Below are 24,865 nucleotides of genomic sequence, written 5' to 3'. Positions count from 1 at the left end.
CCTGTCAGCATGCCTCTGCCGGCCGTGTAGGACGTTGGGGGCAGCGCCCTCACGGCCGGGCAGCCACGCGCCGCTCGTACGCCGCCATCAGGGGCGTGACGGAGATGCCATGCACCACGATCGACGCCACGACGGCGGCGAGCGTGAGGCCGGTCAGGCGGTCCGCCAGCGCCGGCGGCAATCCATGGTTGACCGCGTACATGAGGTAGTACAGCGAGCCGATGCCGCGGATGCCGAACCAGCCGATCAGCCAGCGTCGCGGCCGCGCGGTGGTCGATCCCGCCAGGCCGATGGCCACCGACAGCGGACGGATCACCAGCAGCAGCAGCGGCACGAACCACAGGACGTCGGCCTGCCAGGGCACCGCCCACAGCAGTGCGCCGATGGTCACCACCACCGCGACCTCGCCGATGCGCTCGAGCTGCTCGTTGAAGCCGAGCACCGCATGCGCCATGTAGGCCGGCGCGTGCCGCCGATCGACCGCGAGCGTTTCGGCCATGCTGCGATCCGGCAGCGCGGTGGCCTTCTCCACCGCGTCGCGGCTCTCGTCCGCCGGGCCGCTCTCGCGCTGCACGAGATTGCGCAGCGCGACGCCGGCGGCGAACACCGCGAGGAAGCCGTACGCATGCAGCAGCAACGCGATCCCGTAGGCCAGGGCGATGAGACCCAGGGCCACGAAATCGTCCAGCCCCACGGCCTCCTTGTGCTCGCGGCGCAGGTACAGCACGAGGCGCCCGGTGGCGATGCCCAGGCCCGCGCCGACGGCCAGCCCCGCAGCGACGGCCCACACGAGGTCGACTGCGATCCAGCGCCATCCCAAAGTGCCCAGGTCGTGCAGCCCGAGCAGCCCGAGGCCGAGCATCACGAACGGGAACGCGGTGCCGTCGTTCAGGCCGCCCTCGCCCGTCAGCGCGAAGCGCAGCTGGTCGCGGTCGCCCGGCTCCTGCACCTGCACGTCGGACGCCAGCACCGGATCGGTCGGCGCGAGCAGTCCGCCCAGCAGCACCGCGGCGCCGATCGGCAGGCCGAGCAAGGTCCAGGCGGCCAGCGTGATGCAGCCGACCGTGACCACCATCGAGGTGGTCGCGAGGCGCAGGGGAAGCAGCCAGCGGCGATCGCCCAGTCCATGACTGAGCTTCAGCCCCGCGGTGAACAGCGAGACCAGCACCACGATTTCGGTGAGCCGCTCCATCAGGACCGTGTGCGTGAGCGGACCGAAGCCGGTCCACCCAAGCAGGACGGGACTGACCGCGATGCCGACCGCGAGGTACAGCATGGCGGTGGACAGCGGCAGGCGCGCGAGCACCGTGCCGCCCAGCGCCATCACGATCAGCAACAGGCCGATCAGGACCGACCAGAGTGCGACATCCATCCGGCGATGCTGCGCGAGCCGGGGCACGCTCGATGTGCGCCGTCATGCCGGCGCGTGGTCGGCCAACGGCCGGGCAGAACGGCAGGCCTCACGCAGGCCGGCTGTGCACGTCCTTCGCGTCGGGGTCGCTCGGGCCGTTGCGATCGGAGAGGCCCGGGCCGGGCGCCTTGCCCACCTGGCCGCTGTCGCCGCCCTGCGCGTCCCAGGTGCCGCCGGTGCGTGCGGTGTTGCCGCGCGGGTGGGCCTCGTCGAAGTCGTCGAGGTTCACGCTGCCGCCGCCCATGGGCTTGTCGTCGGCCGCGCCGTGGTCACGTTCGTTGACGCCGCTCGGTGCGACGAGGTCCGGCTGGCGATCGCTGGTGAGGCCCACCTTGCCGGGGCCGTCGCCGCGGTAGGCACCGCGCTCCGGCGTGCCGTTGCCGCTGCGTGCGCGATCGCCCTGCTCGTCGCTCGCGCCGGTGCCGCGCGCATCGGACTGGCCGTCCGTGGCATCACGTTCGACATCGGGGCTGGGCCGGTTCGGGTCCTTGCGCGGCTTGCCGTCGGGGGATTGTTCCTGGTTGGGCATGGCATTACTCCTGTTCAAAGCAGTGCGGGCCCGCGAAGGGGCCCGCCTCATGCCGCCATGGTCGGCCGCTCAGGTGAGCGCCGCTGTAGGTGCCTGGCCGGAGGCCGCGTAGGAGACCGGGGTCGCGGCCAGTCCCGCGAGGCCCACCAGCGCCGCGGCCACGCCCTGCCGGAACGAGGGGAACTGGTGCACGTCCCCGTGCCCCGCACCTTCGACGCGCAGCAGCTGGCACTTGGGGAACGCGCGCATCAGCGCCTCGCTGTGGTGGAACCCGATCAATTCATCGCGGTCGCCGTGCACCAGCAGCACGGGGCCGTCGACCTTGCAGGCGTGGTCCATCGTGGGGAGGTGGTAGCGCAGCACCTTGCTCGGCACCCAGGGGTAATGCTCGTCGGCCAGCGCGCGCATGCTGCTGTACGGGGACACGAGGATCGTGAGGTCGGGCGTGCAGCCGGCCTGCGACAGTTCGGCGGCCAGGCCCGCGGCCAGCGCGGTCCCCAGCGACTGGCCGGAGATCACGAGGCGCTTGCCCGCGTAGTCGGTGGCCACGGCGTTCCACACCGCGCGCACGTCGCTGCGCAGCTGCTCCTCGCTGCCGATGCGGCCGGTGCTCTTGCCGTAGCCGCGGTAGTCCATCATCACCACGTCGTAGTTCAGCTCGCGGAATTCGTCGAGGTTGATGAACCACTTGCGCAGGTTGCCCGAGTTGCCGTGCAGGTAGAACACCACGCCGCGCGGATTGGGCAGCTTCAGCTGCGCGACGGACAGGCGCGCGCCGGGCACGTCGACCATGAACTCGCGCACGTCGGTGTCGGGGCAGATCGGTTCGTTGCCGGGCAGCAGCTCCGGCTCGAACAGCAGGTGTTCCTGGCGGAACCACAGGTACGCGATCGCGGCGGCGTAGCAGGCGGCGCCCAGTGCGGGCAGCGCGATCAGCGCGGGCAGCAGCTTGAGCATGGTGTCCCCTCCGCGGTGTGCTCGTGGATGCCGGCGTGTGCACGCGCGGCGGATCTCGCAGCTCCCATGGCTTCTCCCTTCGCCGTACCGGCTGGTCTGCCGGTTTCATGCAGCCATGGTGCGCGCGGGCCGTGCGAGACCCTGTCGGTGCCCGCTTACCGATGAAGTAGGAAACGGCCGCGCTGCCGCGTCGTGAACGCGCCGGGCGTGACGAACGTCACGGCGCCGTGTACAGATCGCGAAGGCGCCGGCGCTGCGTAGGACCGACGCCCAGCCGGCGTTCGAGGAATGCGTCGAGCCCGCCCCAGTCGGCATCGATCGCGTCGAAGGCCGCCTGCAGGAACTGCGGCCGCACGCCCCAGAGCACGCGCGCCACGTGCGGCTCCAGCCCCCTCCAGACCACCGTGGGCGGCTTCAGGCGATCGTTGGTCAGCAGGTAGTCGCGCAGGATCTCGTCGCGCGTCGCGCCCAGCGCGTGCAGCAGGAAGGCCGCGGCGACGCCGGTGCGGTCCTTGCCGGCCGTGCAGTGGAAGACGGTGGGCTCGGCGGCCGCCAGCAGCAGCTCGAAGAACTGCGCGAAACGGCCCGCGCTCTCGCGCACGAAGCCCCGGTACGTGTCCTCCATGTGGTGCGCCACGTCGGCCTCGCCCAGCCGGTGGCCAGCTTCGGTGAGCTCGGCCAGCACCTGCACGATGGTGGGCTCGATCGCGAGCGAATGCACCTCCACGCCCGACACGCGGCACGCCGCCGACGTGCGCTCGTGCACCCCGCGGAAATCCAGCACGCGGCGGATGCCCAGGTCCTGGATCTGGCGGGCATCGTGCGCGTCGAGGGCGCCGAGGTGGTCGGAGCGAAACAGGAGATGCGGCCGCAGCGGCACGCTGCGCACGTTCTCGGCCAGGTCGCGGAAGTTGGAGGGGTTGGTGATCGACAGCGGGGGAACGGACATCGCCCCCCATTGTCGCCGCCGTGTGCCGTCGAGGCTGCCGTGGTCCTGTCAGGACGACACGATGGCGGGCCCGGAAACGACGCTGCCCGCAGGCCTGGCGGCAAGCGGGCAGCGGTCGTGGGACGCGGGACGGGCCCGCGGCGATCAGCGGCTCTTGCTGCCGCTGGTGCCGCGCGAGCGCTCGCTCTGGGCGCGGCTGTTCTGGTTGCTCACCTCGGCGCCCTTGCGACCGGCTTCGCTGCGGCTCATCTTGCTGCCGCTGTTGGCCTGGCCCTTGCTGCCGCGGCTGCCAGGATTGGCACTGCTCTTGGAACTGCCCGACGGAGACTTGGAAGATGGCATCGCTTGCTCCTTGCTTGTGGCGGCCCGCGCCCCATGCGCGCACCGTGCGCCTGAATCTAGGCGCCGGTGGGCAGGCGTCTGTCGGTACGTGCGTGCCGCCGCTGTAGGACGGCGCAGCGCGCCCCGCTCTGGCGAGCTTGTCAGCGCGCGGTGTCCGCTGCGAGACCACGTCTCCATCCAGCGCGCCGTCGGCGATGCGACGAGCAGGACGATCGCCATTGGTCCGACCGGGCTGCAGCGGCCCACGCGGTGCCGGTGCCTGCTATGGTGCCGGCCATGAAGCGAATCACCACCATCCTGGCTCTGCTCGGCGCCTTGCTGCCGGCGCTGCAGGCGGCTGCCCAGGACCCGGCGCCGGCGGCTTCGCAAGCGGCCTCGGCCGCGGCCAGTGCCGCAGCAGCCGCCGAGGCAGCCAGTGCGCCCGCGCCTGCCATCGCCGCTGCATCGGCGCCTGCGGCACCGGTGCGCACGCAGGTCAGCGGGCTCTGGTGCGGCTCGGGGCCGCTGCACGAGTTCAGCCTGCGCCTCACGCAGCGGCAGCAGGACGTCGAGGGCGAGCTGGTGCGCCGCGACCGCGCGCGCACGATCCAGGGGCGCATCGAAGGCAACGTGCTGCGCACGCAGTCGACCAAGGTGGGCGCCCTGGTGCTCGAGCGGCACGGCGACCAGTTGAAGGTGACCGACGGCGACGGCCCGCTCGCACTGGTGCGCGGCCAGGTGTTCCGCCGCACCGACGCCCCCACCTGCGCGGGCTGAGGACGCCACGCCGCGGCGGCGGCTTGGGTCCCTTGCGTACGGCACCAGTGGACCGGTTCCTACAGGAGCGGGTCGGTCGGCACCGAACACTGCAGGAACGTGTTCTGACCGAAGGCCCCGACGTGCAAGACGCCACCTTCCACTCCCTTCTGTACCGGTACTTCTTTTTCGGCTGGCTGTTCCGCGATGTCACGCGCGGCACGCTGTTCGAACGCGCCGCGGCCTGGCGCTACAACCGCGAGCAGGCGCGCTGGCTGCCCACGTACATGTGGCGGTGGCTGTGCTGGGGCCTCGCGTTCTACGCACTGGGCGGCATCCTCGAACTCGGCCTGGACGCGCCGGCACTGTCGATGCTGTTCTATGTCCCGAGCGCGCTGGCGGTTCCGGTCAATGCGGTGATCGGCGCGGCCTGGATCGGCTTCAAGGCCCTGCCCGGTCCGCTCTGACCGCGCTCAGCGCGCGCCCTGCGCCAGCTGCCACTCGTTGGCGCCCTGCGCCGCGCCGCTGCCGGGCACCTGCTCGCCCGCACGCTCGAGCACCTGCGCCAGTTGCGCGGCCAGCCGCGAATCGGCGTCGGGACCGGTGCCGACGAACACGCCGCGCGTGAGCGTGACGTGCGCGGCTTCAAACGAACCACCGCCAGCGCACAGCACCGTGCGCGTGGGCGCGTCCTGCGAGGCCAGCACCAGCATCGCGGGCACCACCGACGCCGGCGCGAAGGCGGCCAGCATGTCGGCGGGAAACAGGTGCTCGGTCATGCGCGTGGTGGCCGTGGGTGCGAGGCAGTTGACGCGGATGCCGTGCTTCTCACCCTCGAGCGCCAGGGTCTGCATCAGGCCCACCAGCGCCATCTTGGCTGCGCCGTAGTTGCTCTGGCCAAAGTTGCCGTACAGGCCGCTGGACGAGGTGGTCATCACCACCCGGCCGTACTTCGCCGCCATCATGTGCGGCCACGCGGCCTTGGTCACGTGCACGGCGCCCATGAGGTGGACGTCCAGCACCAGGCGGAAATCCGCGACGTCCATCTTGGCGAAGGTCTTGTCACGCAGGATGCCTGCGTTGTTGACGACCACGTCGACGCGGCCCCAGGCGTCCACCGCCTGTTGCACCATGGCCTGCACGGCCTCGAAGTCGGTGACGGACGCCGCGTTGGCCAGGGCCTCGCCGCCGGCGGCCCGGATCTCGTCGACCACCTTCTGCGCTGCACCTGCGGAGCCGCCGGAGCCGTCGACCGCGCCGCCCAGGTCGTTGACCAGCACCTTCGCGCCGCGCGCCGCCAGTGCCAGCGCATGTTCGCGGCCCAGGCCGCCGCCCGCGCCGGTGACGATGGCCACGCGGCCGCTGAAATCCAATGCCATGCGAATGTCTCCTCGAACAGGGCGCCGATGCTAGCCCAGCATCACGGAGCGTTGGGCCGCAGGGAGGCCTGCTTCGACGCCCAAGCGACAAGCCCGGCGAGGCAGGACCTGGCCGGGCTTGGCTGCGACGCGACCGAGGTCCGCGACGGGAGGGGATCAGCGCTGGATGTCGCCGATGGCGTCGACCACCATCGAGGTGCCCACCGCGATCAGCAGGATGTCGCCGGCCACGCGCACGTACTTGTGCTGCGGCGGCGGGGGCGGCAGTTGCATCAGCACCGGCTGCGGCACCGGGTAGTACACGACCTGCGCCGGCAGCGGCTGGCCGACGTAGTAGCCGCGGGCCTGCCCGGGAGGCATGCAACCGTTGTGCTTTTTGGCCAGGCCGGGCGGGCAGTGGCCGGCGCGGCCCTGCTCCACGTAGTAGACCTGCACGGCCTGGCGGTCGCGCGCGTCGAAATAGCCGCCCACGCGGGCCTCGCGACGGCCGTGGCCATGGTCACGGTCATGGTCGTCGTCGTCGTGGTCGTGGTGCCTGCCGTGCTTCTCGTGCCCATGGCCGCCCTTGTCGGCCAGCACCGGGCCGCTGGCCAGCGTGAGCGCCAGCGCGGCGGCGACCGCGCGGCCCGCCAGGGTGATGGATGCTTGCTTCATGGCTGTGGCTCCGTCCTCGTGAATTCGATGAGGACGACTTTAGGCTCAGCGCTACGGCGTCCGCGCGAACGGATGCACGCGAGTTGTGACCAGCGACAAGCGGTTGCGCCGGGCGGTCAGACGGCGGCGAGCGCGGGCGCGACTGCAGCTTTTCCGAGACCGAGGCGCTCGGGCGAGACGTACTGCTGGCGGTAGATCTCGAACGGCATGCTGTCGCGCGACTCGATGTCCTGCTGCGCCTGCACCGACTGCTGCGCCAGGGCATCGAAGCGCGCCTGCTGCGCGGCCGAGAACGGCAGCGCGAGCAGCTTGGCCTTGGCGTGCTGCGACTGGGCGCTGGTGAACGCGATGAACGAGTTGCCGTGCTCCTGCTGCATGACGTCCAGGACGCGAGCGGACGGCAGCAGGGCCGGATCCTGCAGCATGGCCGCGGCCGACCGCACGGCATCGGCATGGTCGCTGGTGCCGTGCACGGCATCGAGGCTGGCGGCCACCGGCTCCAGCTCGGCGAGCAGGTCGGCGCCCAGGTCCGCAGGCCGATCTCGCGGCGACCGCGCTCGAGCACCAGCCCGGGCTCGCGGCCGAAGGCGGCGGTGCGGTGCTGGTTGCGGCCGATCTCGGCGATCTCCTGCGGCGTGTCGGGCGGGCTGTCGGCCAGCAGGCAGTGCAGCAGGAACACGTCGAGGAAGCGCAGCGTCTGCGGCTTGATGCCGACCGGCACGAACGGGTCGAGGTCCATCAGGCGCACTTCGATGTACTCGACGCCGCGCTCGCGCAGCGCATGCAGCGGCCGCTCGCCGGCTGCGATCACGCGCTTGGGGCGGATCGTTCCGTAGAACTCGTTCTCGATCTGCAGCAGGCTGGTGGCCAGCTGGTTGTAGTCGCCGCCGGGGTTGGTGATGCCGATCGCCTCGTAGGCCGGATAGGGCCGCGTCAGCGCGTCCTGCAGCGAGGCCGCGTAGCCGTCCAGCCCGTTGTAGCTGACGGCCAGGCTGGCCTGGGCCTCGCTCTGGTAGCCCAGCCGCCCCATGCGCAACGAGGTGGCGTGCGGCATGTACATGGTGCCGTCGGCCAGCCTGGCGAGCCGATGGTCGCGGCCGGCAACGAACGACGAACACAGGGCGGGCGACGCACCGAACAGGTACAGCAGCAGGAACGCGTGGCGGCGGAAGTTTCGGATCAGCGCGAAGTAGCCGTCGCTGTCCACGCCGGGCATGGACCAGTTGTAGTGGATGCCCGAGATGGTCTGCATGCGCCGGCCGTAGCGGTGTGCCAGGCCCATGCGGTAGACGCTCTTGGCGCGCCCGACGTTGGACGACCCGTAGCGGCCGATCGGGATGTTCTCGTCGGCAGGCAGCACGCACGGCATGCTGGACACCCACAGCATCTCGTCGCCCAGCGCGCGCACCGTCGCCTGGTGGATGCGCAGCAGTTCTTCTAGGCAGGTCTCGGGCGTGGCATGCACACCGGTGATCAGCTCCAGCTGCGACTCGCTGTAGTCGGTGGTGATGTGCGGATGGGTCAGCGCGGAGCCCAGCGCCTGCGGATGCGGGGTCAGCGCGAGTGCGCCGGCCGGCGTGGCACGCAGGCTCTCCTTCTCGATGCCGCGCCGGATACCGCGCAGGCGCTCGGCCTGCAGGCTGGTCAGGGCATCGTGGAGTCGGGACATGGTCGAGGTCGTGGCTGCGGAACTGCCGTCGTGCGGCAGGGACGCGGAAGGTAACACCTTTGCGCCGAACCTGCTGGGGCCGGGACAGTCCGAGCCCGCTGGAACTCAGGCCTTTGCCAGGACCTTCAGCAGCCAGCCGTTGAGGTCCTGGATCTCTTCCATGCAGACCGAGTGCGCCATCGGATAACTGTGCCAGCTGACCTCGTAGCCCAGCTGCGAGAGGAACTCGCGCGACTGCTCGCCGCGCGCGAGCGGCACCACGTTGTCGAAGGTGCCATGGGCCAGGAACAGCGGTGTGCGCGCGTTCGCCGCGCTGCGCTCGGCCGCGGTCGTGGCCGCAAGAGGCAGGTAGCCGGACAGGCCGGCGATGCCGGCCAGGCGCTCCTCGTGCCGCAGCCCCGTGAGCAGCGCCATCGCGCAGCCTTGCGAGAAGCCCGCCAGCACCGTGCGTTCGGGCGCGATCCCGCGTTCCTTCTCGCGCGCCAGCAGCGCCCGCACGGCCGCCATCGAACTGCGCAGCCCCGCTTCGTCCTCGCGCCGCACCAGCTCGCTGCCGAGGATGTCGTACCACGCGCGCATCCGGTAGCCGTTGTTGATGGTCACCGGCATCACGGGCGCATGCGGGAAGACGAACCGCACGGGACCCACCGCGCGAACATCCAGCTCCTTCGCGATCGGCACGAAGTCGTTGCCATCCGCGCCCAGGCCGTGCAGCACGAGGATGGTGGCGGTGGGATCGGGTGCGGTCTCGATGTCGATTGTGTCCAGCAGGCTCATGGAATGCGTCTTCGCGGTGCTCACGGAAAGCTCGCCATTGTCCTACACCCCCTCCATGTCCCGCTGGCCACACTGGTCCGAACCGAGAGAGAACGAAAGGACAGGTTCATGCAGGTTCAGGTGAACACCAGCAACGGCGTGGAGAACAAGGACACCCTCGAGCGCTGGGCCAGCGACTACCTCAACGACGCGCTGGGGCGCTTCACGCAGGACATCACGCGCGTGGAGGTGCAGCTACGCGACGTGAACAGCGGCAAGAAGGGCGCCGACGACAAGCGCTGCATGCTGGAGGCCCGCATCACCGGCCGCGAACCGCTCGCCGCCACGCACCACGCGTCGACGCAGGACGAGGCCTTCCGCGGCGCGACGCAGCGCCTGATCCACCTGCTGGACCACACCCTGGGCAAGCTGGACCGCCACCAGCACCGCGACCGCGACACCATCCGCAAGGACCCCGCCGCGATTCCGGAACTCGACGTGGGCGAGTGACGCCAGCCGGGCAAGGGCCCGGACTTCCTGCCCGTCGCTACCATCGCGCTTCCCGACAACGAGGAGGTGCGCGATGGCAATGGACGTGATCGACTACGAGATCCGCGGCGCGGAGATGCAGTTCGTGGAGATCGAACTGGATCCGGGCGAGGCCGCGATCGGCGAGGCCGGCAGCATGATGTTCATGGACGCCGGCATCGCGATGGACACCGTGTTCGGCGACGGCACGCAGCAGGGCGGCCTGTTCGGCCGGCTGCTCGGCGCGGGCAAGCGGCTGGTCACGGGCGAGTCGCTCTTCACCACGGTCTACGTGAACAACGCCAGCGGCAAGCAGCGCGTGGCGTTCGCCGCGCCCTACCCCGGCAAGATCCTGCCGATGGACTTGCGGCAGCTGGGCGGCACGCTGATCTGCCAGAAGGACGCGTTCCTGTGCGCCGCGCGCGGCGTGGCGCTGGGCATCGCGTTCCAGCGGCGCCTGGGCGCCGGCTTCTTCGGCGGCGAAGGCTTCATCATGCAGAAGCTCGACGGCGACGGCCTCGCGTTCGTCCACGCAGGCGGCACTGTCGTGCGGCGCGAACTGCAACCGGGCCAGGCCCTGCTGGTCGACACCGGCTGCGTGGTCGCGTACACGCCCTCGGTCGACTTCGACATCCAGTACGTCGGCAAGGTGAAGACCGCCCTCTTCGGCGGCGAGGGCGTGTTCTTCGCGCGCCTGGCCGGGCCGGGCACGGTGTGGCTGCAAAGCCTGCCGTTCTCGCGGCTGGCTTCGCGCGTGTTCGCAGCCGCGCCGCAGCGCGGCGGCTCGCGCGAGGAAGGCTCGGTGCTGGGCGGCTTCGGTGCCGGCGGGCTGCTCGGCACCGTGCTCGGCGGCGACAACGACGACTGAACGCTGGCTACTCGGGCGCGAGGCCCGACAGCCGCTCGACGCGGCCGTGGTAGCCCAGGAAAGCCGCGCCATCGGTGCTGGCGTAGCCGTCCCAGAGGTCATCGTCGGACGCCCGCAGCGCACGGGTGCTGCAGGCGGTGAGCAGCGTGCAGGCGACTGCGAGGGCAAGGACGCGGTACATGCGAGACCTCCTGGAGACACCAAGATAGGCGGCCCCGGCGCGGCCTCGGTAGTCCCGGGGCAACGCGCCACGTCGTCCGCCACCGTCGCGCTGCGTGCGCCCGCATCGGGTCTGCCATGACCCACAAGCCGCGGACCGGCGCGTATATTGGATTGGCCCCGCGTCCTGCGGGCGCGCAACCGCCTTCAAGGAGAGCTCGATGAACCTCAGGAAGATCACGTGCCGCGCGCTCGTCGTGTCGGTATTCGCACTGTCCGTCCAGGGCGCCAGTGCCGGGATGATCGGCGCCGAGCAGGCCATGCCCTCCGGGGCGCAGGCCGACCGCACGTTGGTGCTCGAGGTGCTGGCACGCAGCGACACCAGCGCGCAGCTCGAGAGCATGGGCCTCGACCCGCAGCGCGCGCGCGAACGCGTGGCGGCGATGAGCGACCAGGAAGTCGGCCAGCTGGCCCAGGAGATCCGCACCGCACCGGCCGGCGGCAACGGCTGGGGCGTCGCCGCCGTGATCATCATCGCGGCCGCGGTCTGGTACTTCGTGTTCCGCAAGTAGGCGCCTCGCGCACGGGGCATGAGCCGCGGCACGCTGCGCTGGCGCGCATGGGTCCTGCTGGCAGCGGCGCTGCTGCTGGGCGGCTGCGCGCAGCTCGTGCCGCAGACCATGGCCCTGCGCACGGACTGGCCCGCCGGCGTTCCGCAATCCGTGGAACTCGCCGGCGTGCCGTTCTTCCCCCAGGACGACTACCAGTGCGGTCCTGCCGCGCTGGCGACCGTGCTGGCGCAGACGGGCCTCGACATCACGCCCGAGTCGCTGGTGCCCGAGGTCTACCTGCCGGCGCGCCACGGGAGCCTGCAGGTCGAGATGCTGGCCGCAGCGCGGCGCCACGGCCGCGTGTCGTACGTCCTCGCGCCCCGCTATGCCGACCTGCTGCGCGAGGTCGCGGCCGGGAACCCGGTCGTGGTGCTGCAGGACGTGGGGCCCCTCACCAGCGAGTGGCACTACGCTGTGGTCTACGGCTTCGACTACCCGAGCGGCACCGTGTACCTGCGCTCGGGAACCCAGGAGCGCCAGGCCATGTCGTTCACGGCCTTCGAGCGCACCTGGATCCAGAGCGGCTACTGGGCGATGGTGGCCGTCCCGCCAAGCCGCATCCCCGCGACGGCGACCGAGGACGCGTGGATGCATGCGGTGCTGGCGATGGCACGCGTGGCCGATCCGCAGCCAGTGGGGGTCGCTTTCGCCACTGCGCTGCGCCGCTGGCCCGACGACCAGGCCGCGGCGGTCGGCCTGGCCAACCACCTGCATGCGCAGGGCGACCTCGCAGCCGCTGACGGCGTGCTGCGCGAGGCGCGGCGCCGCCATCCGGACTCGGCCATCGTCGCCAACAACCTGGCGCAGGTACTGTCCGATCTCGGTCGGCAGCAGGACGCCCTGGATGCCATCGCCACCTTCGTCGCCGACGCACAGAACCCGTTCGCGAGCGACCTGCGCTCCACGCGCGAGCTGATCCTCGCGCGGATGCGGGGCGGCACGGCCGCGGCCCGCTAACGGCGGCGGCCGACGACCCGTCCCGCGCGGCGCGCGGACACCGGCCTACAGCCGGATGCGTTCGCGGCTTGCGGCCACGGCGGGGGCCGCGCACCACACTGCGTTCGTGCCCGTCGGCGAGCCGCGCCACGAGACAGGGATCGGACTCTCGCGCTTCCTCGAAGGACGCGACCCCGGCCGACCATTGTCCAGCGGCCCCGCGGGCATTCCCACGTCCGCATGCACCAGCGCGAAGCGTTCGCGCCGTGCGCTTTCGCGCGCTCCGGCAAGTCCCACGATGCGCCGCGTGCTCCGCCTACATGTCGCGACCTTGCCGCTGCCTACGCTGGATCCACCATCCATCCTTCGGGAGTCTGGCGATGAACAGGCATTCGGTCCGCTTGGCCGCGCTGCTGGCCCTGGTGCTGGGCACACTCGCCGCGCACGTGCGCGCGATCGCGGGACCGATTTCCGAACTCGAAGCGGCCAAGGTGCGCGAAGTGGTTGTGGCGCAGCTCTCGGCGCTGGCCGTGGACGACGCCGACAAGGCCTTCGAGACCGCGACGCCAGCCGTGCGCGAGGCGATCGGCAGCTCCGGCCGGTTCCTCGCCATGGTGCGCGGCGCCTATCCGATGGTGTACCGGCCCGCCTCGGTGAGTTTCCACAAGCCCGAGGAAGACGACGGCGCCGTGCTGCAGCTGGTCGAGATCAAGGACGAACGGGCCAAGTCGTGGCTCGCGCTGTTCGCCCTCGAACAGCAGCCGGACCACACGTGGCGCATCAGCGGCTGCGTGGTGGCCGAGAACCACTGGCGCGAGACCTGAGGCCGTCGCTCGGGGTCGCTAAGCCCCCAGCATCCATCCCGCCAGCGCCGCGCAGGCAACCACGACGACGGGCGACACGCGCCCCAGCACCAGCGCACCGAACGCTGCCAGCGCCAAGGCGAAGTCCGTCCTCGAGTGGACGGCGCTCGTCCACACCGGGTCGTACAGCGCGGCACCCAGCACGCCCACGACCGCCGCATTGATGCCTGCCATGGCGCGCTGCACGGCCTCGCGCCGGCGCAGCGACTCCCAGAACGGCAGCGCTCCCACCACGAGCAGGAACGCCGGCACGAAGATCGCCACCAGCAGTGCGAGACCGCCCGCCCAGCCCCCGAGCGGCGCCGGCATCGCCGCGCCGAGATAGGCCGCGATCGTGAACAGCGGACCCGGCACCGCCTGCGCTGCGCCGTAGCCGGCGAGGAAGGCGTCGTTGCCGATCCAGCCCGGTGGCACCACGCCGGCCTGCAGCAGTGGCAGCACCACGTGACCGCCCCCGAACACCAGCGCGCCCGCCTTGACGAACACGGACACCGCCGAGAGGAGCATCGAGCCACTGGCCGCTGCCGTGACGGGCAGGAGCACCAGCAGCGCCGCCAGGGTCGCCAGCAGCACGGCGCCAACGACTCTGGAGATCCCGTAATTCCGATGCGGCGCCGCCGGCAGCGCGCCCAGGTGCAAGGCCCGGAGCCCCACGACAGCGCCGATCGCAATGGCGGCAATCTGGCCCGCGGCCCCCGGAACGGCGAGCACCAGCAGTGCGGCGACGACAGCGAGGCCCGCGCGCGGACGGTCGGTGCACAGCGACCGTGACATGCCCCAGACGGCTTGCGCCACCACGGCGACGGCAGCGAGCTTCAGGCCATGGACTGCACCGGAAGTCGCGACGCCGGACCACCGTGCCACGCCGTAGGCGAACGCGATGAGCGCGACGGCGGACGGCAGCGTGAAGCCGGCCCACGCCGCCAGCGCGCCGCGCCACCCGGCCCGCCCGAGGCCGAGCGCGATGCCGACCTGGCTGCTGGCCGGGCCGGGGAGGAACTGGCACAGCGCGACCAGGTCCGAGAAGCTCCTGTCATCGAGCCAGCGGCGCCTCGCCACGAACTCGTCGCGGAAGTAGCCGAGGTGCGCCACCGGCCCGCCGAAGGAGGTGAGCCCGAGTTTCAGGAAGGCGCGGAAGACTTCGAGCGCCGGGTTGCGGGCCGCGGGGCTTGCGGCCGTGTCGTGTGAGAGGTGGTCGGGATGCGGCACGGCGTGCGACTGTACCGGGCCGCCACCGCAGTCCTAGAGGTCCTGCATCCGCTCGTGCAGCGGGTGCGTCTCGGGCAGCACGTACACCACGCCGGGGCGGCTGCCGAGCAGGGGCTCGACGACGCCGAGGTAGAACTTCACCGGCACCACGACGCAGCCGAGCGAGACCCGGCGCTCCTGCGGCTGCGAATGCGCCAGGCGGGCCGCGCGGATGTTGTGCGCCCGTCCGGGACGCAGGCGATGCAGGGCCAGCGCCGCGTCGTAGTCGATCCACACGACGCGCTCGCCCTCGATGTTGGTGCCCGGCTGCGTGACGAAGCGGCCGGCCGGCGTCGTGCGCTCCTCGAACCGCAACGTGCCGCTCTGCGCGCGGTCGCCGACGCCAGGTGCGCTGTCGTCGCCCTGCGCCGCGCCGAGCAGCACCGGCGTCGTGGCCAGCAGCTTGCCGCTGGCGGCGTGCACGAAGAGCATCGCCGCCTTCTTGTCGACGATCACATAGGGACGTCCGCCCGCGTCGTGCGTGCGCTGCACCCACTGCGCCATCTCGCGGGCGTCCGCGGTGGGCTGCTGCGGGCCCGTTGCCCGAGAGGGTGCGGCCAGCGCGCTGCCGCACGCCACCAGCCATGCCGCGGCAAGCGCCGCGGCCTTGTGCTTCCACTGCATCCGAGTCCCATCCTTCACGCGCCCATGCGGGCTTGTTCGTGGCCGCGGGCGATCCCGTCCGGCGTTTGTCAGGCGCGCATGCTAACGAGACGGGTCCGCGAAGGACCCGTCATGCGCACCCATGGATGGGTTTGAGAAAGGCCGCGTGGTTTATTTCACGCTGGTGCGCGCGAGGCCGGCGAGCTGCTGCGCGCGGTCGCGAACTTCATAGGAGCCGAACTGCTCCTGCGGCGTGCGCGTCTCGGGCAGCACGTAGACGATGGCGCCATCGCGCTTGACCGTCGGCCGCAGCACCTTCTCGTAGAACGCGACGGGCAGGTTGATGCAGCCGAACGAGATGCGGTTGTCCTTCGGGGTCGCGGACGCGAGCCGCTGCAGCCGGCGCTCGGCCTTCACCAGCGGACGCACGCGGTGCATGGACACCGCGAGATCCCAGGACACCCAGACGACGTCCTCGCCATTGGCGTTCACGCCGGGTTCGGCCACGTAGCGGCCAGCCGGCGTGGTCTTCTCCTCGGGCAGCACCTGCGACAGCGGCTTGTCGCCGATGCCAGGGACTGGGTCGTCGCCCACCGCGGCGCCGACCAGCGCGGGCGCGGCGGCGACCAGATGGCCGCGTGGATTGAACACGTAGACCTTCGCGTCCTTCTTGTCGACGAGGACGTAGGCCTTGCCTTCGTTGTCGCCGGAGTCGAGCGCCCAGTCGGCGACATGCCTGGCGTCATGCGAGGGGTGCTGCCTGCCGAAATCCGCGAAGTGGGGCAGCCCCGTGGGCGGCTGGCGCGGCACCAGCGCCACCTTCTTCGCCGGGGACGGGCTCCCGGCCACCACGGCAGGCTGCGCCTTGGCCTGGGTCGCAGGCTGGTTGTTGCGCCATCCGCAGCCGCCCAGGGCCAGCGCGGCCAGCAACAGCGGCAACGCAAGCCGGAATCCGGCGCGGGGGAGCGGCATGGGGGCGATCTCGGCGGGGGACGGCTGGGTGGCAGGCATGGCGTGGCAGGCGCGAAGGAAACGTCGGCGTTGGAAAGGAAAGGGGCGAGCCCTTGCGGGCCCGCCCCTTGTCGACGGAGCGAACCGCTGCTTAGTTGCGGTCGGCACGGCCGGCACGGGTGCCGGTGCTCGTGTCGTTGCTGCCCGACGAAGCACCCATCGAGCCGCTGCTCGACGAGGAGCTGGGCGACGACGTGGTCGACGAGCTCGTGTCGGTGCTGCTGCTGCCCGTGGTGCTGGAGGACGGCGAGGTGGAGGAAGAACCGCTCGACGAACCCGTGCCCGACGCGCCCATCGACGACGAGCTGCTGCTCGGCGAGCTGGACGAGCTGGTCGACGGCGAAGCGCCCATCGTGGACGACGACGATTTGTCGGTGGAGCTGGTGGACGGCGTGCTGCCCGCGGTGCTGCTGCTGGAGCTGGGGGTGCTCGAGCTGCTGCCGGCGGTGCTGGGCGTGCTGCTGCTGGTGCCCGTGTTGCTGCCGCTGGTGGAGCCGGAGCTGGTGCCGGCGCCGGCGGAGGTGCCGGAGCTGCCCGTGCCCGAACTCTGGGCCATGGCGAGGCCGCCGAAAGCCAGGGCGGCGGCGGCCGCGAGGGTCGTGAGGGTGGTCTTGGTTGCGCTCATCTTGAACTCCTTGATGGAACTGCCCGCGAGGGAAAGGGGTGGGACCGAGGCCGGCACTGCCGCCGGCTGGACCGAAGATTAGGGTGTGCCCCTACAGCGCCAAAGTGAGTGGAGGACGGCACGGCATGTAGGACCGCCGCTGTCACGATTTGCTAGTTAATTCAAGGATGGGTCCAATTTCGACGGGGTCGATGGAACCGGTTCCCAGCCTTCAAGTTGGAGTGCCGGACAGGCTGCCTCCCAGCCGATCGCGAGGTCGTCGTCCGACGTCGATGCGACGTCGACGCTGGAGGGAATGCGCGCAATGGTGGACCACCGGGACGGGAGCAGGCTGGGCATCGTCGTTTCCTTCCGGCGGGACCACCCCGCCAACGGCATGGAACCGATGATCCACGGCTGAGGCGCTGCGCGCATCCGCCGGACGCCGCATGGTTGGGTAGGACCGCGCCTACGCCTGAGCTTGCCGGCCGCTGCCGGAGTCGTCCGAAGCGGGGGCTCGGTCTTGTAGACGCCCCGGATGTTCAGGGCCGCCAGGGCCACCTGCAAGGCAATCAGTGCCCAGGCGCCGTCATGCCAGCCCCAGGCGGTCCAGAGCACGTTGCTGGCCAGGAAGACCCAGAAACCCGCGTTGCGCCGGCGTTTGTGATTGGAAGCCACCAGCCACGCGGCCAGCAGGCTGGCGGCCATGGCGGGCCACTGGAGGAGGTCGATCCATTCGGACATGGAGGCAGCACGCTAGCAGTCCCGCGTCGGTCCGACGCCAGCACGGGCCACGGCGCGGTGTAGGTCCTCGCCTCAGGCGCGCTGCGGCGATCGCAGGCGCCGCGCACCTTCGACGCCGGCCAGCACCACCAGGCCTGCGATCACGCCAGCGACGGCGTGCAGCAACGCGAGCACCACGCTCGTCCAGGGTCCCCGCAGGTCGCCTGCCACCGCGTCGATGGCGTGCTCGACCGGCGGCACGCCATGCGCGAGGATGCTGCCGCCGACGAGGAACATGGCCGCCGTGCCGGCCACCGACAAGCCCCGCATCAACCACGGCGCGGCGCGCAGGATGCCGGCGCCGAGTGCGCGGGCGGCGGCTCCCGTGCCCCGGTGCAGCCACGCGCCGAAGTCATCGAGCTTCACGATCAGCGCGACCAGCCCATAGACGCCCGCGGTCATCAGCACGCCGATGCCGGCGAGCACGGCGACACGGGTCATGAACGGCTCGCCGGCGACGGTGCCGAGTGCGATGACGATGATTTCCGCGGACAGGATGAAGTCGGTGCGCACGGCGCCGCGCACCTTGTCGCGCTCCAGCGCGAGCACGTCGGTGGCGGGATCCGCCAGTGAGCGCTCCAGGGCCTGGCGGTGCGCGTCGTCCTCCTCGCGGCCATGCAGGACGCGGTGGGCCAGCTTCTCCGCGCCCTCGAGACAGAGGTACAGGCCGCCGAGCACGAGCAGCGGCATGACCGCCCACGGCGCGATGGCGCTGATGGCCAGCGCGGCCGGGACCAGGATCGCCTTGTTCACGAGCGAGCCCTTGGCCACCGCCCAGACGACGGGCAGTTCGCGATCGGCGCGCACGCCGCCCACCTGCTGCGCGTTGAGCGCGAGGTCGTCGCCCAGGACGCCCGCCGTCTTCTTCGCCGCCACCTTGGTGAGCACGGAGACGTCGTCCAGCAGCGTGGCGATGTCGTCCAGCAGGGCGAAGAAGCTCGAGGCCATGGGGATCCGGTGCAGCTGCCTATGATCGGGCGCCATGCGGGATGCAGGCGCCGACGGGAGTGCAGTGTGGCAGGTGCGGGGCGGCGGCGTGGCTTTCGCGGCGCGCGCCGATCGCCCGCTGCTGCAGTCGGCCGAAGCCGCGGGACTGCCCTGGGCGAGCTCGTGCCGCAATGGCACTTGCCGCACGTGCCTGCGGCGATTGCAGTCGGGAGAGGTGGCCTACCGCATCGAGTGGCCCGGCGTCCTGCCGGACGAGCGACAGGCGGGATGGTTCCTGCCGTGCGTGGCCTACCCGCGCAGCGACCTCGTGCTGGCGGAGGGGCCCACTCAGGTGTTGCCGGTCACGTAGGGGCTGCGCGGCTTGTGGTCGGTGCGCGCCGGATGCTGCTCGGCGTTCGGGTCCGGATGGTGGATGGTCGCGTTGCTGCCTTCCAGGTCCTCGTTGGGCTCCGGTTCCGGCAGCTCGTGCGGCGGCACCACGTCGGGTGCGGATGCTGGCTTGTTCATGGCTTGTGCAGGGCTTGTCCACGGGCAGGCAACCACTCTAGAAAGCGGGCAGGCGCACCGCTGTAGGACGCTGGCGCGACGCCTCCGGCCGAGCACTGCGCCTGAGGCATGATTCGCGCCCGTGACGCGCATCGCCCTCCTCGCCCTGGCCCTCCTGGCTGTTCCTGCTGCCCACTCTGCGGCGGCGTTCGAGGACAGCATGGCGCAACGCACGCTGGCATGCACTGCGTGCCACGGCGCACAGGGCCGCGCAGGGCCCGACGGCTACTACCCGCGCATCGCGGGCAAGCCGGCCGGCTACCTGTACAACCAGCTGCTCAACTTCCGCGACGGGCGCCGGCACTACGCGGCGATGACGCGCCTGATCGACCCGCTCTCGGAGCCCTACCTGCTGGAGATCGCGCAGCACTTCTCGGGGCTCGAGCTGCCCTATGACGTTCCGCGCGCGCCGCAGGCGGCCCCGGAATTGCTCAAGCGCGGGCGGCAGCTCGCGACGCACGGCGAGCCCGCGAGCAAGCTGCCCGCATGCGTCGCCTGCCATGGCGCGGCGCTCACCGGCGTGCAGCCGAACACGCCGGGCCTGCTCGGCCTGCCGCGCGACTACATCAATGCGCAACTGGGCGCGTGGCGCACCGGCCAGCGCCGCGCGCACGCGCCCGATTGCATGGCGCAGGTCGCGCGCACCCTCACGCCCGAGGACCTGAACGCGGTGTCCACCTGGCTCGCGGCGCAGCCATTGCCGGCGCGCACGCGCGCCGTGGACCGCCTGCCCGAACCGACACCGATCGCCTGCGGCAGCGCGGCCATGCCGGCCGGAAGGCAGCAGCCATGAAGCGCGTGCTGGTGGTCGTTGCCGCCTTGCTGCTGGCGGTGCTGGCGTGGGTTCTGATCGTCAACTTCGCCGGCGACGACAGCGGCGGCGGGCGGTCGCTCGCAGGCGGCGCCACGCCCGAGCGCGGCGCCTATCTCGTGCGCATCGGCAACTGCATGGCCTGCCACACGGACCGGGGCGGTGCGGATTGGGCCGGCGGGCGTGCCATCGACACGCCGTTCGGCACCGTGTATGCGAGCAACCTCACGCCCGATGCGACCCATGGGATCGGCCAGTGGACGGCCGCCGACTTCTGGCGCGCCCTGCACCACGGGCGCTCGCGCGACGGGCGCCTGCTCACCCCCGCCTTCCCGTACCCGAACTACACCGAAGTCACGCGCGAGGATGCCGACGCCATGTTCGCCTACCTGCGGACCGTGCCCGCGGTGCCGCGCGCGAACACGCCGAGCCAGCTGCGCTGGCCGTACAGCACGCAGGCGGCGCTGGCGGTGTGGCGCGCGCTGTATTTCCGCGCCGGCGTGTACGAGCCCGAGGCCGGGCAGACGGCCGACTGGAACCGCGGCGCCTACCTTGTTCGCGGGCTGGGCCACTGCGCGGCGTGCCACTCCACCCGCAATGCACTGGGCGCCAGCAGCGACATGATGGACCTGTCGGGGGGACTGATTCCGATGCAGAACTGGTACGCGCCGTCGCTCGCGTCGAATTCCGAAGCGGGCGTCGGGCACTGGCCGCTGCAGGACACGGCGCGCCTGCTGCGCACCGGGGTCGCCGCGGGTGCGACGGTTCTCGGCCCAATGGCGGAGGTCGTGCAGTCCAGCACGCAGCACCTGTCGCCGGAGGACGCGCTCGCGATGGCGACTTTCCTGCAGACGCTGCCCGCGCTGCATCCTGTCGCCCCACCCGAGCCCGTGGAGGCAGTGCCCGTGTCCGAACGCTTTGCGGCCCGCGGAGCCCGCGTCTACGGCGACAACTGCGCCAAGTGCCATGGCGAGCGGGGCGAAGGCGTGCCCAACGCCTATCCGCCGCTGGCCGGTAACCGCGCCGTCACGCTGCCCTTCACGGCCAACCTCGTGCAGGTCGTGCTGGGTGGCGGCTTCCCGCCCGCCACCGCAGGCAACCCGCGGCCCTACGGCATGCCGCCGTACGTGACGCTGCTGGACGATGCCGACGTGGCCGCGGTGCTCACCCACATCCGCACGCAGTGGGGCAACAAGGCGGCGCCCGTGTCGGAACTCGACGTCGCCCGGCAGCGCGGAGGCGGCTTCCGCTAGTGGGCTCTAGCCCTTGAAGGGGTTGGCGAAGACGAACATCATCGCCACGCCGACGCCGATCAGGAAGTTGGCATCGATCAGGCCGGCGAGCAGGAACATCTTCACCTGCAGCGGTTCCATCATCTCGGGTTGCCGCACCGCGCCCTCGATGAAGCGGCCTCCCATGGTGCCGATGCCCAGGCAGGCGCCGATGGCGCCCAGTCCGATGATCAGCCCGCAGGCCAGTGCGATGAGTCCGGTGTCGGTCATGTGAGCCTCCTTGTTCGAGGGCTCCATGGTCCCTCGATTCACGGAAGGCGCGCCATGACCTGCGAGGTAACGGCCGCCAGCGCCTCGCGAGGCACCAGCGCGGGCGCGATCTCCGCCAGCGGCACCAGCACGAACGCGCGCTCGCGCATCCTCGGGTGCGGAACGACCAGCGCGGCGCTCTCGATGCGGGCCTGGCCATACAGCAGCAGGTCCAGGTCCAGCGTGCGTGGCGCATTGCGCCACGGGCGCTCGCGCCCGGCTTCCAGCTCCAGCTGCTGCAGGGCCGCGAGCAGGTCGGGCGCCGTCAGCCGCGTGTCGATAGCCGCGACGGCGTTGACGAAGTCGGGACCGGTCGCATCCACGGGCGCGGTGCGATAGAGCGAGGAACGCGCTGCCACCGTCGTGTGCGGCAGCTGGCCCAGCGCATCGATGGCCGCGAGCACGGCGGCGCGCGCATCGCCCAGGTTGGCGCCGATGCCGACGTAGGCCGTCACGGCATCGCGCATGGCGACCTCACTCGGCGGCAGGGGGCGGTGCGGCGTCGCCGGTGTCCGCGCCGGCGCTGCTGGACCCTGCGCCGGTGCCGGCCGGCTTGCGGCGGCGACGGCGGCGCTTCTTCGGCGCATCGCCCGTGCCCTCGCCCGCAGGTGCGGCGGCTTCGGTCTCGTCGGCGGGCACGCCCGCGCTGGCCGGACGCTCGGCCGGCGAGGCCTTGTCCTGGGGACGCACCACGCGCACGCGGCGTGCGCCCTTGTGCTGTTCCTCGCGCACCTGCGCCACCAGGTCCTCGCGCAGGTCGTCGCTGGCCAGGCTGAACTCCTGCCACCAGTCGGCCAGCACGACGTCGATCTCGCCGGCGTCGGCGCGCAGGCGCATGAAGTCGAAGCCGGCGCGGAAGCGAGGCTGCTCCACCAGGCTGAACACCGTGTTGCCGGTGCGCTTCTCGAAGCGCGGCTGCATCATCCAGATCTCGCGCATGTCGGCGCCGAGCTTGCCGCGGCCGGAGACGTCGCCGATGCGCGAATTGAACACGTCGTCGATCGCGTCCTGCAGCGCCGGGAACGGATGCTCCTTGCGGGCCAGCCGCGCCGCCCAACCATCACGCACGTCGGACCACAGCACGCAGGCGAGCAGGAAGCTCGGTGCCACCGGCTTGTCCTCGGACACGCGGCGGTCGGTGTCCTGCAGCGCCGCGCGCACCAGCGGCTGGTCGGCGCGCTCGACCACCAGGTCCAGCAGCGGGTAGATGCCCTTGGCCAGGCCCAGCGCGCGCAGCTGCTCGATCGTGGCCACCGAGTGCCCGGTCTGCAGCAGCTTGAGCATCTCGTCGAAGAGGCGCGACTGCGGCACGTCGGACAGCAGCGAGAGACTGGGCTTGAGGGCCGCGCCGGTCTTCGGCTCGAAGCCGAATCCGAGCGGACTGAGCTTGGCCGCGAAGCGCACGGCCCGGATGATGCGCACGGGATCCTCGCGGTAGCGCGTGGACGGGTCGCCGATCATGCGCAGCAGCTTGCGGCCCGCGTCCTTGATGCCGCCGTGGTAGTCGACCACCGTCTGCGTCTCGGGGTCGTAGTACATGGCGTTGATGGTGAAGTCGCGGCGCGTGGCGTCCTCTTCCTGCGGGCCCCACACGTTGTCGCGCAGCACGCGCCCGCTGGCGTCGACGGCGTGCTTCATGCCGGCCAGCTCGCTCTTGCTGGTCTTCTCGTTGCCGGCCACCGCCTCCGCCGCGGCGTTGTCCATGTAGGCGCGGAAGGTCGAGACCTCGATCACCTCGTGCTCGCGCCCACGGCCGTACACGACGTGCACGATGCGGAAGCGCCGGCCGATGATGAAGGCGCGCCGGAACAGGCTCTTGACCTGCTCGGGCGTGGCGTTGGTGGCGACGTCGAAATCCTTGGGGCGCAGGCCCAGCAGCAGGTCGCGCACCGCGCCGCCGACGATGTAGGCCTCGTACCCCGCTTCCTTGAGCGTGTGCACCACGTTGCGGGCACGCTCGTCCACCAGGCCGGGGTCGATGTGGTGCTCCTGCGGGCCGATCTCCTGGCGCTTGCCGAAGCGGGGCTTGCCGCCGCCGCCGAGCAGGCGGTCGATGAGTTTCTTGATCATGGATGGGAAGGGAACAGGTCCAGTATGCGCCAGCCGTGCTGTTGCGCGATCACGCGCAGCCGTGCATCCGGGTTGGTGGCTACCGGGTGGTCCACGAGCTGCAGCAGCGGCAGGTCGTTCGTGGAATCCGAGTAGAAAGTCGTGTCGACGTCGCCCCAGTCGAGCCCTTGCGAGCGCAGCCAGTCCGCCACGCGCACGACCTTGCCCTCGCGCATCGAGGGCACGCCGTCGATCTCGCCGGTGATCCAGCCGTCGGCATCGGTGGCCAGCTGCACGGCGACGAGTTCCTGCACGCCGAAGGCCTGCGCGATCGGACGCGTGACGAACTCGTTGGTGGCGGTGACGATCACCAGCCGGTCGCCCGCTTGGCGGTGCGCATCCAGCAGCGCCTTCGCAGGTTCCAGGATCGCCGGCGCGATCACCTCGCGCATGAAGCGTTCGCGCGCCTGCAGCGCCTCGCCGCGCCCGCGCAGCCGGATCGCCTCGGTGGCGAAGCGCACGTAGTCGTGCACGTCCAGCGTGCCGGCCTTGTAGTGTTCGTAGAAGGCGTCGTTGCGCTGCTTGAAGACGACAGGATCGGTCCAGCCGATGGTCTGCGTGAATTCACCCCAGCTGTAGTCCGAGTCGATCGGCAGCAGCGTGTTGTCGAGGTCGAAGAGCGCGATGCGCGGCCGGGAACTCATTCGCTTTCGAGCATGGACTTGATCAGCGGGATGGTGATGGCGCGCTTGGTCTGCAGCGCGTAGGCGTCGAGCTGCTCCAGCAGCTGCATCAGGCTGCCCAGGTCGCGCGAGAACCGCGACAGCATGAAGTCCATCACCTCGTCGCCCAGGAACACGCCGCGGGCGTCCGCGGACTGGCGCAGCACCGCGCGGCGCTCGGGCTCGGACAGCACGTGCAGCTGGAACACGTGGCCCCAGCCCAGGCGGGTGCGCAGGTCCTCGCGCACCTTCAGGTCCGCCGGCGGCAGCGCACCCGCGGCCAGCACGCCGCGCTGCAGCGGCTGCGCGCAGGCGAACCAGCTGAATGCCGCGTGCTGCTGCACGGCGTTGTACAGGTGCGCGTCGTCCATCAGCACCACCGCCCAGCGATCGTCGAATGGTTCCGGCTCGGCGATCGACGGATCGAGCCAGCCCACCGCCGCGCCCTGCTCGCGCAGTGCCTCGCGCACCGCGAGCAGCAGGTGGGTCTTGCCGCTGGCCGGCGGCCCCCAAAGGTAGGTCGGCACGGGCGAGCGCGTGGGGCTGCCGGTCCAGAGCTTGAGATGCTCCACGGCCGGCGCGTTCGGGCCGGCGCAGAAGCCCTCCAGCGTGGGGGGCCGGGCCATGGCGATGGGCAAGGCAAGCTGTTTCAT

General features: G+C 71.2%; 31 protein-coding genes and 1 pseudogene. 11 read left to right on the top strand and 21 right to left on the bottom strand.

From position 1 onward, the window contains the following. Positions 1 to 49: 49 nt before the first annotated feature. The 5 genes from ACPWT1_RS10875 to ACPWT1_RS10855 all read right to left on the bottom strand — a co-directional run bounded on the left by ACPWT1_RS10875 (position 50) and on the right by ACPWT1_RS10855 (position 4,188). Positions 50 to 1,372 (bottom strand): cation:proton antiporter, encoded by a 1,323-nt coding sequence (locus ACPWT1_RS10875; RefSeq protein WP_427915375.1) that lies wholly within the window; start codon positions 1,370 to 1,372, stop codon positions 50 to 52. A gap of 88 nt (positions 1,373 to 1,460) precedes the next feature. Next, entirely contained in the window at positions 1,461 to 1,940 is a 480-nt protein-coding gene (locus ACPWT1_RS10870) for a hypothetical protein (protein ID WP_427915374.1), read from the bottom strand. A 69-nt stretch (positions 1,941 to 2,009) separates the two neighbouring features. After that, positions 2,010 to 2,897, bottom strand: coding sequence for an alpha/beta hydrolase (locus ACPWT1_RS10865; RefSeq protein WP_427915373.1), 888 nt, complete (start codon positions 2,895 to 2,897; stop codon positions 2,010 to 2,012). 217 nt (positions 2,898 to 3,114) lie between these two features. After that, complete coding sequence (locus ACPWT1_RS10860; RefSeq protein ID WP_427915372.1) at positions 3,115 to 3,846, bottom strand: tyrosine-protein phosphatase; 732 nt, start codon at positions 3,844 to 3,846, stop codon at positions 3,115 to 3,117. Between the two features lie 144 nt (positions 3,847 to 3,990). Continuing rightward, positions 3,991 to 4,188 (bottom strand): hypothetical protein, encoded by a 198-nt coding sequence (locus ACPWT1_RS10855; RefSeq protein ID WP_427915371.1) that lies wholly within the window; start codon positions 4,186 to 4,188, stop codon positions 3,991 to 3,993. Between the two features lie 276 nt (positions 4,189 to 4,464). Here ACPWT1_RS10855 and ACPWT1_RS10850 point away from each other — a divergent pair, with 276 nt between their 5' ends. Together ACPWT1_RS10850 and ACPWT1_RS10845 are read left to right on the top strand one after the other, a co-directional pair. Then, a complete protein-coding gene (locus ACPWT1_RS10850; protein WP_427915370.1) occupies positions 4,465 to 4,944 on the top strand; it encodes a hypothetical protein in 480 nt (159 codons plus the stop codon). Between the two features lie 122 nt (positions 4,945 to 5,066). Further along, positions 5,067 to 5,390, top strand: a complete 324-nt coding sequence (locus ACPWT1_RS10845; protein ID WP_427915369.1) for a hypothetical protein — start codon at positions 5,067 to 5,069, stop codon at positions 5,388 to 5,390. A gap of 6 nt (positions 5,391 to 5,396) precedes the next feature. On the opposite strand, the gene ACPWT1_RS10840 is transcribed toward ACPWT1_RS10845, so the two are convergent. From ACPWT1_RS10840 to ACPWT1_RS10825, 4 genes and pseudogenes are all read right to left on the bottom strand, one after another. Then, positions 5,397 to 6,302: an SDR family NAD(P)-dependent oxidoreductase gene (locus ACPWT1_RS10840; protein ID WP_427915368.1), complete on the bottom strand. Its 906-nt coding sequence runs from the start codon at positions 6,300 to 6,302 to the stop codon at positions 5,397 to 5,399. 156 nt (positions 6,303 to 6,458) lie between these two features. Then, positions 6,459 to 6,956: an RcnB family protein gene (locus tag ACPWT1_RS10835; protein ID WP_427915367.1), complete on the bottom strand. Its 498-nt coding sequence runs from the start codon at positions 6,954 to 6,956 to the stop codon at positions 6,459 to 6,461. A gap of 116 nt (positions 6,957 to 7,072) precedes the next feature. Next, a pseudogene (gene gshA, locus ACPWT1_RS10830) lies at positions 7,073 to 8,625 on the bottom strand (glutamate--cysteine ligase). A 105-nt stretch (positions 8,626 to 8,730) separates the two neighbouring features. Next, complete coding sequence (locus ACPWT1_RS10825; protein ID WP_427915543.1) at positions 8,731 to 9,402, bottom strand: alpha/beta hydrolase; 672 nt, start codon at positions 9,400 to 9,402, stop codon at positions 8,731 to 8,733. 108 nt (positions 9,403 to 9,510) lie between these two features. Here ACPWT1_RS10825 and ACPWT1_RS10820 point away from each other — a divergent pair, with 108 nt between their 5' ends. After that, positions 9,511 to 9,891, top strand: coding sequence for an HPF/RaiA family ribosome-associated protein (locus ACPWT1_RS10820; protein ID WP_427915366.1), 381 nt, complete (start codon positions 9,511 to 9,513; stop codon positions 9,889 to 9,891). Positions 9,892 to 9,964: 73 nt separating this feature from the next. Beyond that, positions 9,965 to 10,777, top strand: a complete 813-nt coding sequence (locus ACPWT1_RS10815) for a TIGR00266 family protein (protein ID WP_427915365.1) — start codon at positions 9,965 to 9,967, stop codon at positions 10,775 to 10,777. Positions 10,778 to 10,784: 7 nt separating this feature from the next. Here the strand turns inward: ACPWT1_RS10815 and ACPWT1_RS10810 are convergent, their stop codons facing one another. Beyond that, the gene (locus ACPWT1_RS10810; RefSeq protein ID WP_427915364.1) at positions 10,785 to 10,958 is read right to left on the bottom strand and encodes a hypothetical protein; all 174 of its coding nucleotides are present in this window, start codon (positions 10,956 to 10,958) and stop codon (positions 10,785 to 10,787) included. Positions 10,959 to 11,157: 199 nt separating this feature from the next. Between ACPWT1_RS10810 and ACPWT1_RS10805 the strand changes: the two genes are divergently transcribed. The 3 genes from ACPWT1_RS10805 to ACPWT1_RS10795 all read left to right on the top strand — a co-directional run bounded on the left by ACPWT1_RS10805 (position 11,158) and on the right by ACPWT1_RS10795 (position 13,307). Continuing rightward, on the top strand, positions 11,158 to 11,508 hold the full coding sequence (locus ACPWT1_RS10805) for a PA2779 family protein (protein ID WP_427915363.1): 351 nt from the start codon (positions 11,158 to 11,160) through the stop codon (positions 11,506 to 11,508). An 18-nt stretch (positions 11,509 to 11,526) separates the two neighbouring features. After that, positions 11,527 to 12,504 (top strand): PA2778 family cysteine peptidase, encoded by a 978-nt coding sequence (locus ACPWT1_RS10800; RefSeq protein ID WP_427915362.1) that lies wholly within the window; start codon positions 11,527 to 11,529, stop codon positions 12,502 to 12,504. Positions 12,505 to 12,863: 359 nt separating this feature from the next. Further along, entirely contained in the window at positions 12,864 to 13,307 is a 444-nt protein-coding gene (locus ACPWT1_RS10795) for a DUF4864 domain-containing protein (RefSeq protein WP_427915361.1), read from the top strand. A gap of 18 nt (positions 13,308 to 13,325) precedes the next feature. Here ACPWT1_RS10795 and chrA read toward each other — a convergent pair whose 3' ends face one another. The 3 genes from chrA to ACPWT1_RS10780 form a co-directional block, all read right to left on the bottom strand. Then, entirely contained in the window at positions 13,326 to 14,555 is a 1,230-nt protein-coding gene (gene chrA / locus ACPWT1_RS10790) for a chromate efflux transporter (protein WP_427915360.1), read from the bottom strand. A gap of 33 nt (positions 14,556 to 14,588) precedes the next feature. Further along, a complete protein-coding gene (locus ACPWT1_RS10785; RefSeq protein WP_427915359.1) occupies positions 14,589 to 15,218 on the bottom strand; it encodes a L,D-transpeptidase in 630 nt (209 codons plus the stop codon). A 150-nt stretch (positions 15,219 to 15,368) separates the two neighbouring features. Further along, entirely contained in the window at positions 15,369 to 16,169 is an 801-nt protein-coding gene (locus ACPWT1_RS10780; RefSeq protein ID WP_427915358.1) for a hypothetical protein, read from the bottom strand. A 170-nt stretch (positions 16,170 to 16,339) separates the two neighbouring features. On the opposite strand from ACPWT1_RS10780, the gene ACPWT1_RS10775 reads away from it, so the two are divergent. Beyond that, on the top strand, positions 16,340 to 16,915 hold the full coding sequence (locus ACPWT1_RS10775) for a hypothetical protein (protein ID WP_427915357.1): 576 nt from the start codon (positions 16,340 to 16,342) through the stop codon (positions 16,913 to 16,915). Between the two features lie 74 nt (positions 16,916 to 16,989). On the opposite strand, the gene ACPWT1_RS10770 is transcribed toward ACPWT1_RS10775, so the two are convergent. Together ACPWT1_RS10770 and ACPWT1_RS10765 are read right to left on the bottom strand one after the other, a co-directional pair. After that, the gene (locus ACPWT1_RS10770) at positions 16,990 to 17,556 is read right to left on the bottom strand and encodes a hypothetical protein (protein ID WP_427915356.1); all 567 of its coding nucleotides are present in this window, start codon (positions 17,554 to 17,556) and stop codon (positions 16,990 to 16,992) included. A 72-nt stretch (positions 17,557 to 17,628) separates the two neighbouring features. Further along, complete coding sequence (locus ACPWT1_RS10765) at positions 17,629 to 18,543, bottom strand: DUF808 domain-containing protein (protein WP_427915355.1); 915 nt, start codon at positions 18,541 to 18,543, stop codon at positions 17,629 to 17,631. Positions 18,544 to 18,577: 34 nt separating this feature from the next. Between ACPWT1_RS10765 and ACPWT1_RS10760 the strand changes: the two genes are divergently transcribed. After that, entirely contained in the window at positions 18,578 to 18,892 is a 315-nt protein-coding gene (locus tag ACPWT1_RS10760) for a 2Fe-2S iron-sulfur cluster-binding protein (protein ID WP_427915354.1), read from the top strand. Here ACPWT1_RS10760 and ACPWT1_RS10755 read toward each other — a convergent pair. After that, complete coding sequence (locus ACPWT1_RS10755; RefSeq protein ID WP_427915353.1) at positions 18,871 to 19,050, bottom strand: hypothetical protein; 180 nt, start codon at positions 19,048 to 19,050, stop codon at positions 18,871 to 18,873. The two genes, ACPWT1_RS10760 and ACPWT1_RS10755, sit on opposite strands and share 22 nt — an antisense overlap. A gap of 199 nt (positions 19,051 to 19,249) precedes the next feature. On the opposite strand from ACPWT1_RS10755, the gene ACPWT1_RS10750 reads away from it, so the two are divergent. Both ACPWT1_RS10750 and ACPWT1_RS10745 read left to right on the top strand, forming a co-directional pair. Further along, positions 19,250 to 19,882, top strand: coding sequence for a c-type cytochrome (locus ACPWT1_RS10750; protein ID WP_427915542.1), 633 nt, complete (start codon positions 19,250 to 19,252; stop codon positions 19,880 to 19,882). After that, positions 19,879 to 21,153, top strand: coding sequence for a c-type cytochrome (locus tag ACPWT1_RS10745; RefSeq protein WP_427915352.1), 1,275 nt, complete (start codon positions 19,879 to 19,881; stop codon positions 21,151 to 21,153). The genes ACPWT1_RS10750 and ACPWT1_RS10745 overlap by 4 nt, the downstream gene beginning before the upstream one ends. Before the next feature lie 6 nt (positions 21,154 to 21,159). On the opposite strand, the gene atpE is transcribed toward ACPWT1_RS10745, so the two are convergent. From atpE to hda, 5 genes are read right to left on the bottom strand one after another with little or no spacing between them, the layout of a single operon-like run. After that, complete coding sequence (gene atpE / locus ACPWT1_RS10740) at positions 21,160 to 21,402, bottom strand: F0F1 ATP synthase subunit C (RefSeq protein WP_427915351.1); 243 nt, start codon at positions 21,400 to 21,402, stop codon at positions 21,160 to 21,162. A 38-nt stretch (positions 21,403 to 21,440) separates the two neighbouring features. Further along, positions 21,441 to 21,908 carry a 2-amino-4-hydroxy-6-hydroxymethyldihydropteridine diphosphokinase gene (gene folK / locus ACPWT1_RS10735; RefSeq protein ID WP_427915350.1) on the bottom strand — a complete coding sequence of 156 codons (468 nt, stop codon included), beginning with the start codon at positions 21,906 to 21,908 and terminating at the stop codon, positions 21,441 to 21,443. A gap of 7 nt (positions 21,909 to 21,915) precedes the next feature. After that, the gene (gene pcnB, locus ACPWT1_RS10730; protein WP_427915349.1) at positions 21,916 to 23,511 is read right to left on the bottom strand and encodes a polynucleotide adenylyltransferase PcnB; all 1,596 of its coding nucleotides are present in this window, start codon (positions 23,509 to 23,511) and stop codon (positions 21,916 to 21,918) included. Continuing rightward, the gene (locus ACPWT1_RS10725; protein WP_427915348.1) at positions 23,508 to 24,194 is read right to left on the bottom strand and encodes an HAD family hydrolase; all 687 of its coding nucleotides are present in this window, start codon (positions 24,192 to 24,194) and stop codon (positions 23,508 to 23,510) included. Before ACPWT1_RS10725 ends, pcnB begins: the two co-directional genes overlap by 4 nt. Next, on the bottom strand, positions 24,191 to 24,865 hold the full coding sequence (hda, locus tag ACPWT1_RS10720; protein ID WP_427915347.1) for a DnaA regulatory inactivator Hda: 675 nt from the start codon (positions 24,863 to 24,865) through the stop codon (positions 24,191 to 24,193). The genes ACPWT1_RS10725 and hda overlap by 4 nt, the downstream gene beginning before the upstream one ends.

This window comes from Ramlibacter sp. MMS24-I3-19, from assembly GCF_050320135.1.
GTDB lineage: Bacteria > Pseudomonadota > Gammaproteobacteria > Burkholderiales > Burkholderiaceae_C > Ramlibacter.
Note: the sequence above shows the minus strand (reverse complement) of the source record. Positions and strands in the feature narration are given on the sequence as shown.

What these genes read in the sequence shown, in the direction of transcription:
- ACPWT1_RS10860 (WP_427915372.1), bottom strand. Translation starts at nt 3,846, where the DNA reads ATGTCCGTTCCCCCGCTGTCGATCACCAACCCCTCCAACTTCCGCGAC.
- ACPWT1_RS10785 (WP_427915359.1), bottom strand. Translation starts at nt 15,218, where the DNA reads ATGCAGTGGAAGCACAAGGCCGCGGCGCTTGCCGCGGCATGGCTGGTG.
- ACPWT1_RS10750 (WP_427915542.1), top strand. Translation starts at nt 19,250, where the DNA reads ATGGCGCAACGCACGCTGGCATGCACTGCGTGCCACGGCGCACAGGGC.
- ACPWT1_RS10770 (WP_427915356.1), bottom strand. Translation starts at nt 17,556, where the DNA reads ATGTCCGAATGGATCGACCTCCTCCAGTGGCCCGCCATGGCCGCCAGC.
- ACPWT1_RS10780 (WP_427915358.1), bottom strand. Translation starts at nt 16,169, where the DNA reads ATGCCGCTCCCCCGCGCCGGATTCCGGCTTGCGTTGCCGCTGTTGCTG.
- ACPWT1_RS10805 (WP_427915363.1), top strand. Translation starts at nt 11,158, where the DNA reads ATGAACCTCAGGAAGATCACGTGCCGCGCGCTCGTCGTGTCGGTATTC.
- ACPWT1_RS10755 (WP_427915353.1), bottom strand. Translation starts at nt 19,050, where the DNA reads ATGAACAAGCCAGCATCCGCACCCGACGTGGTGCCGCCGCACGAGCTG.
- ACPWT1_RS10855 (WP_427915371.1), bottom strand. Translation starts at nt 4,188, where the DNA reads ATGCCATCTTCCAAGTCTCCGTCGGGCAGTTCCAAGAGCAGTGCCAAT.
- ACPWT1_RS10765 (WP_427915355.1), bottom strand. Translation starts at nt 18,543, where the DNA reads ATGGCCTCGAGCTTCTTCGCCCTGCTGGACGACATCGCCACGCTGCTG.
- ACPWT1_RS10825 (WP_427915543.1), bottom strand. Translation starts at nt 9,402, where the DNA reads ATGAGCCTGCTGGACACAATCGACATCGAGACCGCACCCGATCCCACC.
- pcnB (WP_427915349.1), bottom strand. Translation starts at nt 23,511, where the DNA reads ATGATCAAGAAACTCATCGACCGCCTGCTCGGCGGCGGCGGCAAGCCC.
- hda (WP_427915347.1), bottom strand. Translation starts at nt 24,865, where the DNA reads ATGAAACAGCTTGCCTTGCCCATCGCCATGGCCCGGCCCCCCACGCTG.
- ACPWT1_RS10820 (WP_427915366.1), top strand. Translation starts at nt 9,511, where the DNA reads ATGCAGGTTCAGGTGAACACCAGCAACGGCGTGGAGAACAAGGACACC.
- ACPWT1_RS10745 (WP_427915352.1), top strand. Translation starts at nt 19,879, where the DNA reads ATGAAGCGCGTGCTGGTGGTCGTTGCCGCCTTGCTGCTGGCGGTGCTG.
- ACPWT1_RS10760 (WP_427915354.1), top strand. Translation starts at nt 18,578, where the DNA reads ATGCGGGATGCAGGCGCCGACGGGAGTGCAGTGTGGCAGGTGCGGGGC.
- ACPWT1_RS10840 (WP_427915368.1), bottom strand. Translation starts at nt 6,302, where the DNA reads ATGGCATTGGATTTCAGCGGCCGCGTGGCCATCGTCACCGGCGCGGGC.
- ACPWT1_RS10800 (WP_427915362.1), top strand. Translation starts at nt 11,527, where the DNA reads ATGAGCCGCGGCACGCTGCGCTGGCGCGCATGGGTCCTGCTGGCAGCG.
- ACPWT1_RS10815 (WP_427915365.1), top strand. Translation starts at nt 9,965, where the DNA reads ATGGCAATGGACGTGATCGACTACGAGATCCGCGGCGCGGAGATGCAG.
- ACPWT1_RS10870 (WP_427915374.1), bottom strand. Translation starts at nt 1,940, where the DNA reads ATGCCCAACCAGGAACAATCCCCCGACGGCAAGCCGCGCAAGGACCCG.
- ACPWT1_RS10865 (WP_427915373.1), bottom strand. Translation starts at nt 2,897, where the DNA reads ATGCTCAAGCTGCTGCCCGCGCTGATCGCGCTGCCCGCACTGGGCGCC.
- atpE (WP_427915351.1), bottom strand. Translation starts at nt 21,402, where the DNA reads ATGACCGACACCGGACTCATCGCACTGGCCTGCGGGCTGATCATCGGA.
- folK (WP_427915350.1), bottom strand. Translation starts at nt 21,908, where the DNA reads ATGCGCGATGCCGTGACGGCCTACGTCGGCATCGGCGCCAACCTGGGC.
- ACPWT1_RS10810 (WP_427915364.1), bottom strand. Translation starts at nt 10,958, where the DNA reads ATGTACCGCGTCCTTGCCCTCGCAGTCGCCTGCACGCTGCTCACCGCC.
- ACPWT1_RS10850 (WP_427915370.1), top strand. Translation starts at nt 4,465, where the DNA reads ATGAAGCGAATCACCACCATCCTGGCTCTGCTCGGCGCCTTGCTGCCG.
- ACPWT1_RS10795 (WP_427915361.1), top strand. Translation starts at nt 12,864, where the DNA reads ATGAACAGGCATTCGGTCCGCTTGGCCGCGCTGCTGGCCCTGGTGCTG.
- ACPWT1_RS10725 (WP_427915348.1), bottom strand. Translation starts at nt 24,194, where the DNA reads ATGAGTTCCCGGCCGCGCATCGCGCTCTTCGACCTCGACAACACGCTG.
- ACPWT1_RS10875 (WP_427915375.1), bottom strand. Translation starts at nt 1,372, where the DNA reads ATGGATGTCGCACTCTGGTCGGTCCTGATCGGCCTGTTGCTGATCGTG.
- ACPWT1_RS10835 (WP_427915367.1), bottom strand. Translation starts at nt 6,956, where the DNA reads ATGAAGCAAGCATCCATCACCCTGGCGGGCCGCGCGGTCGCCGCCGCG.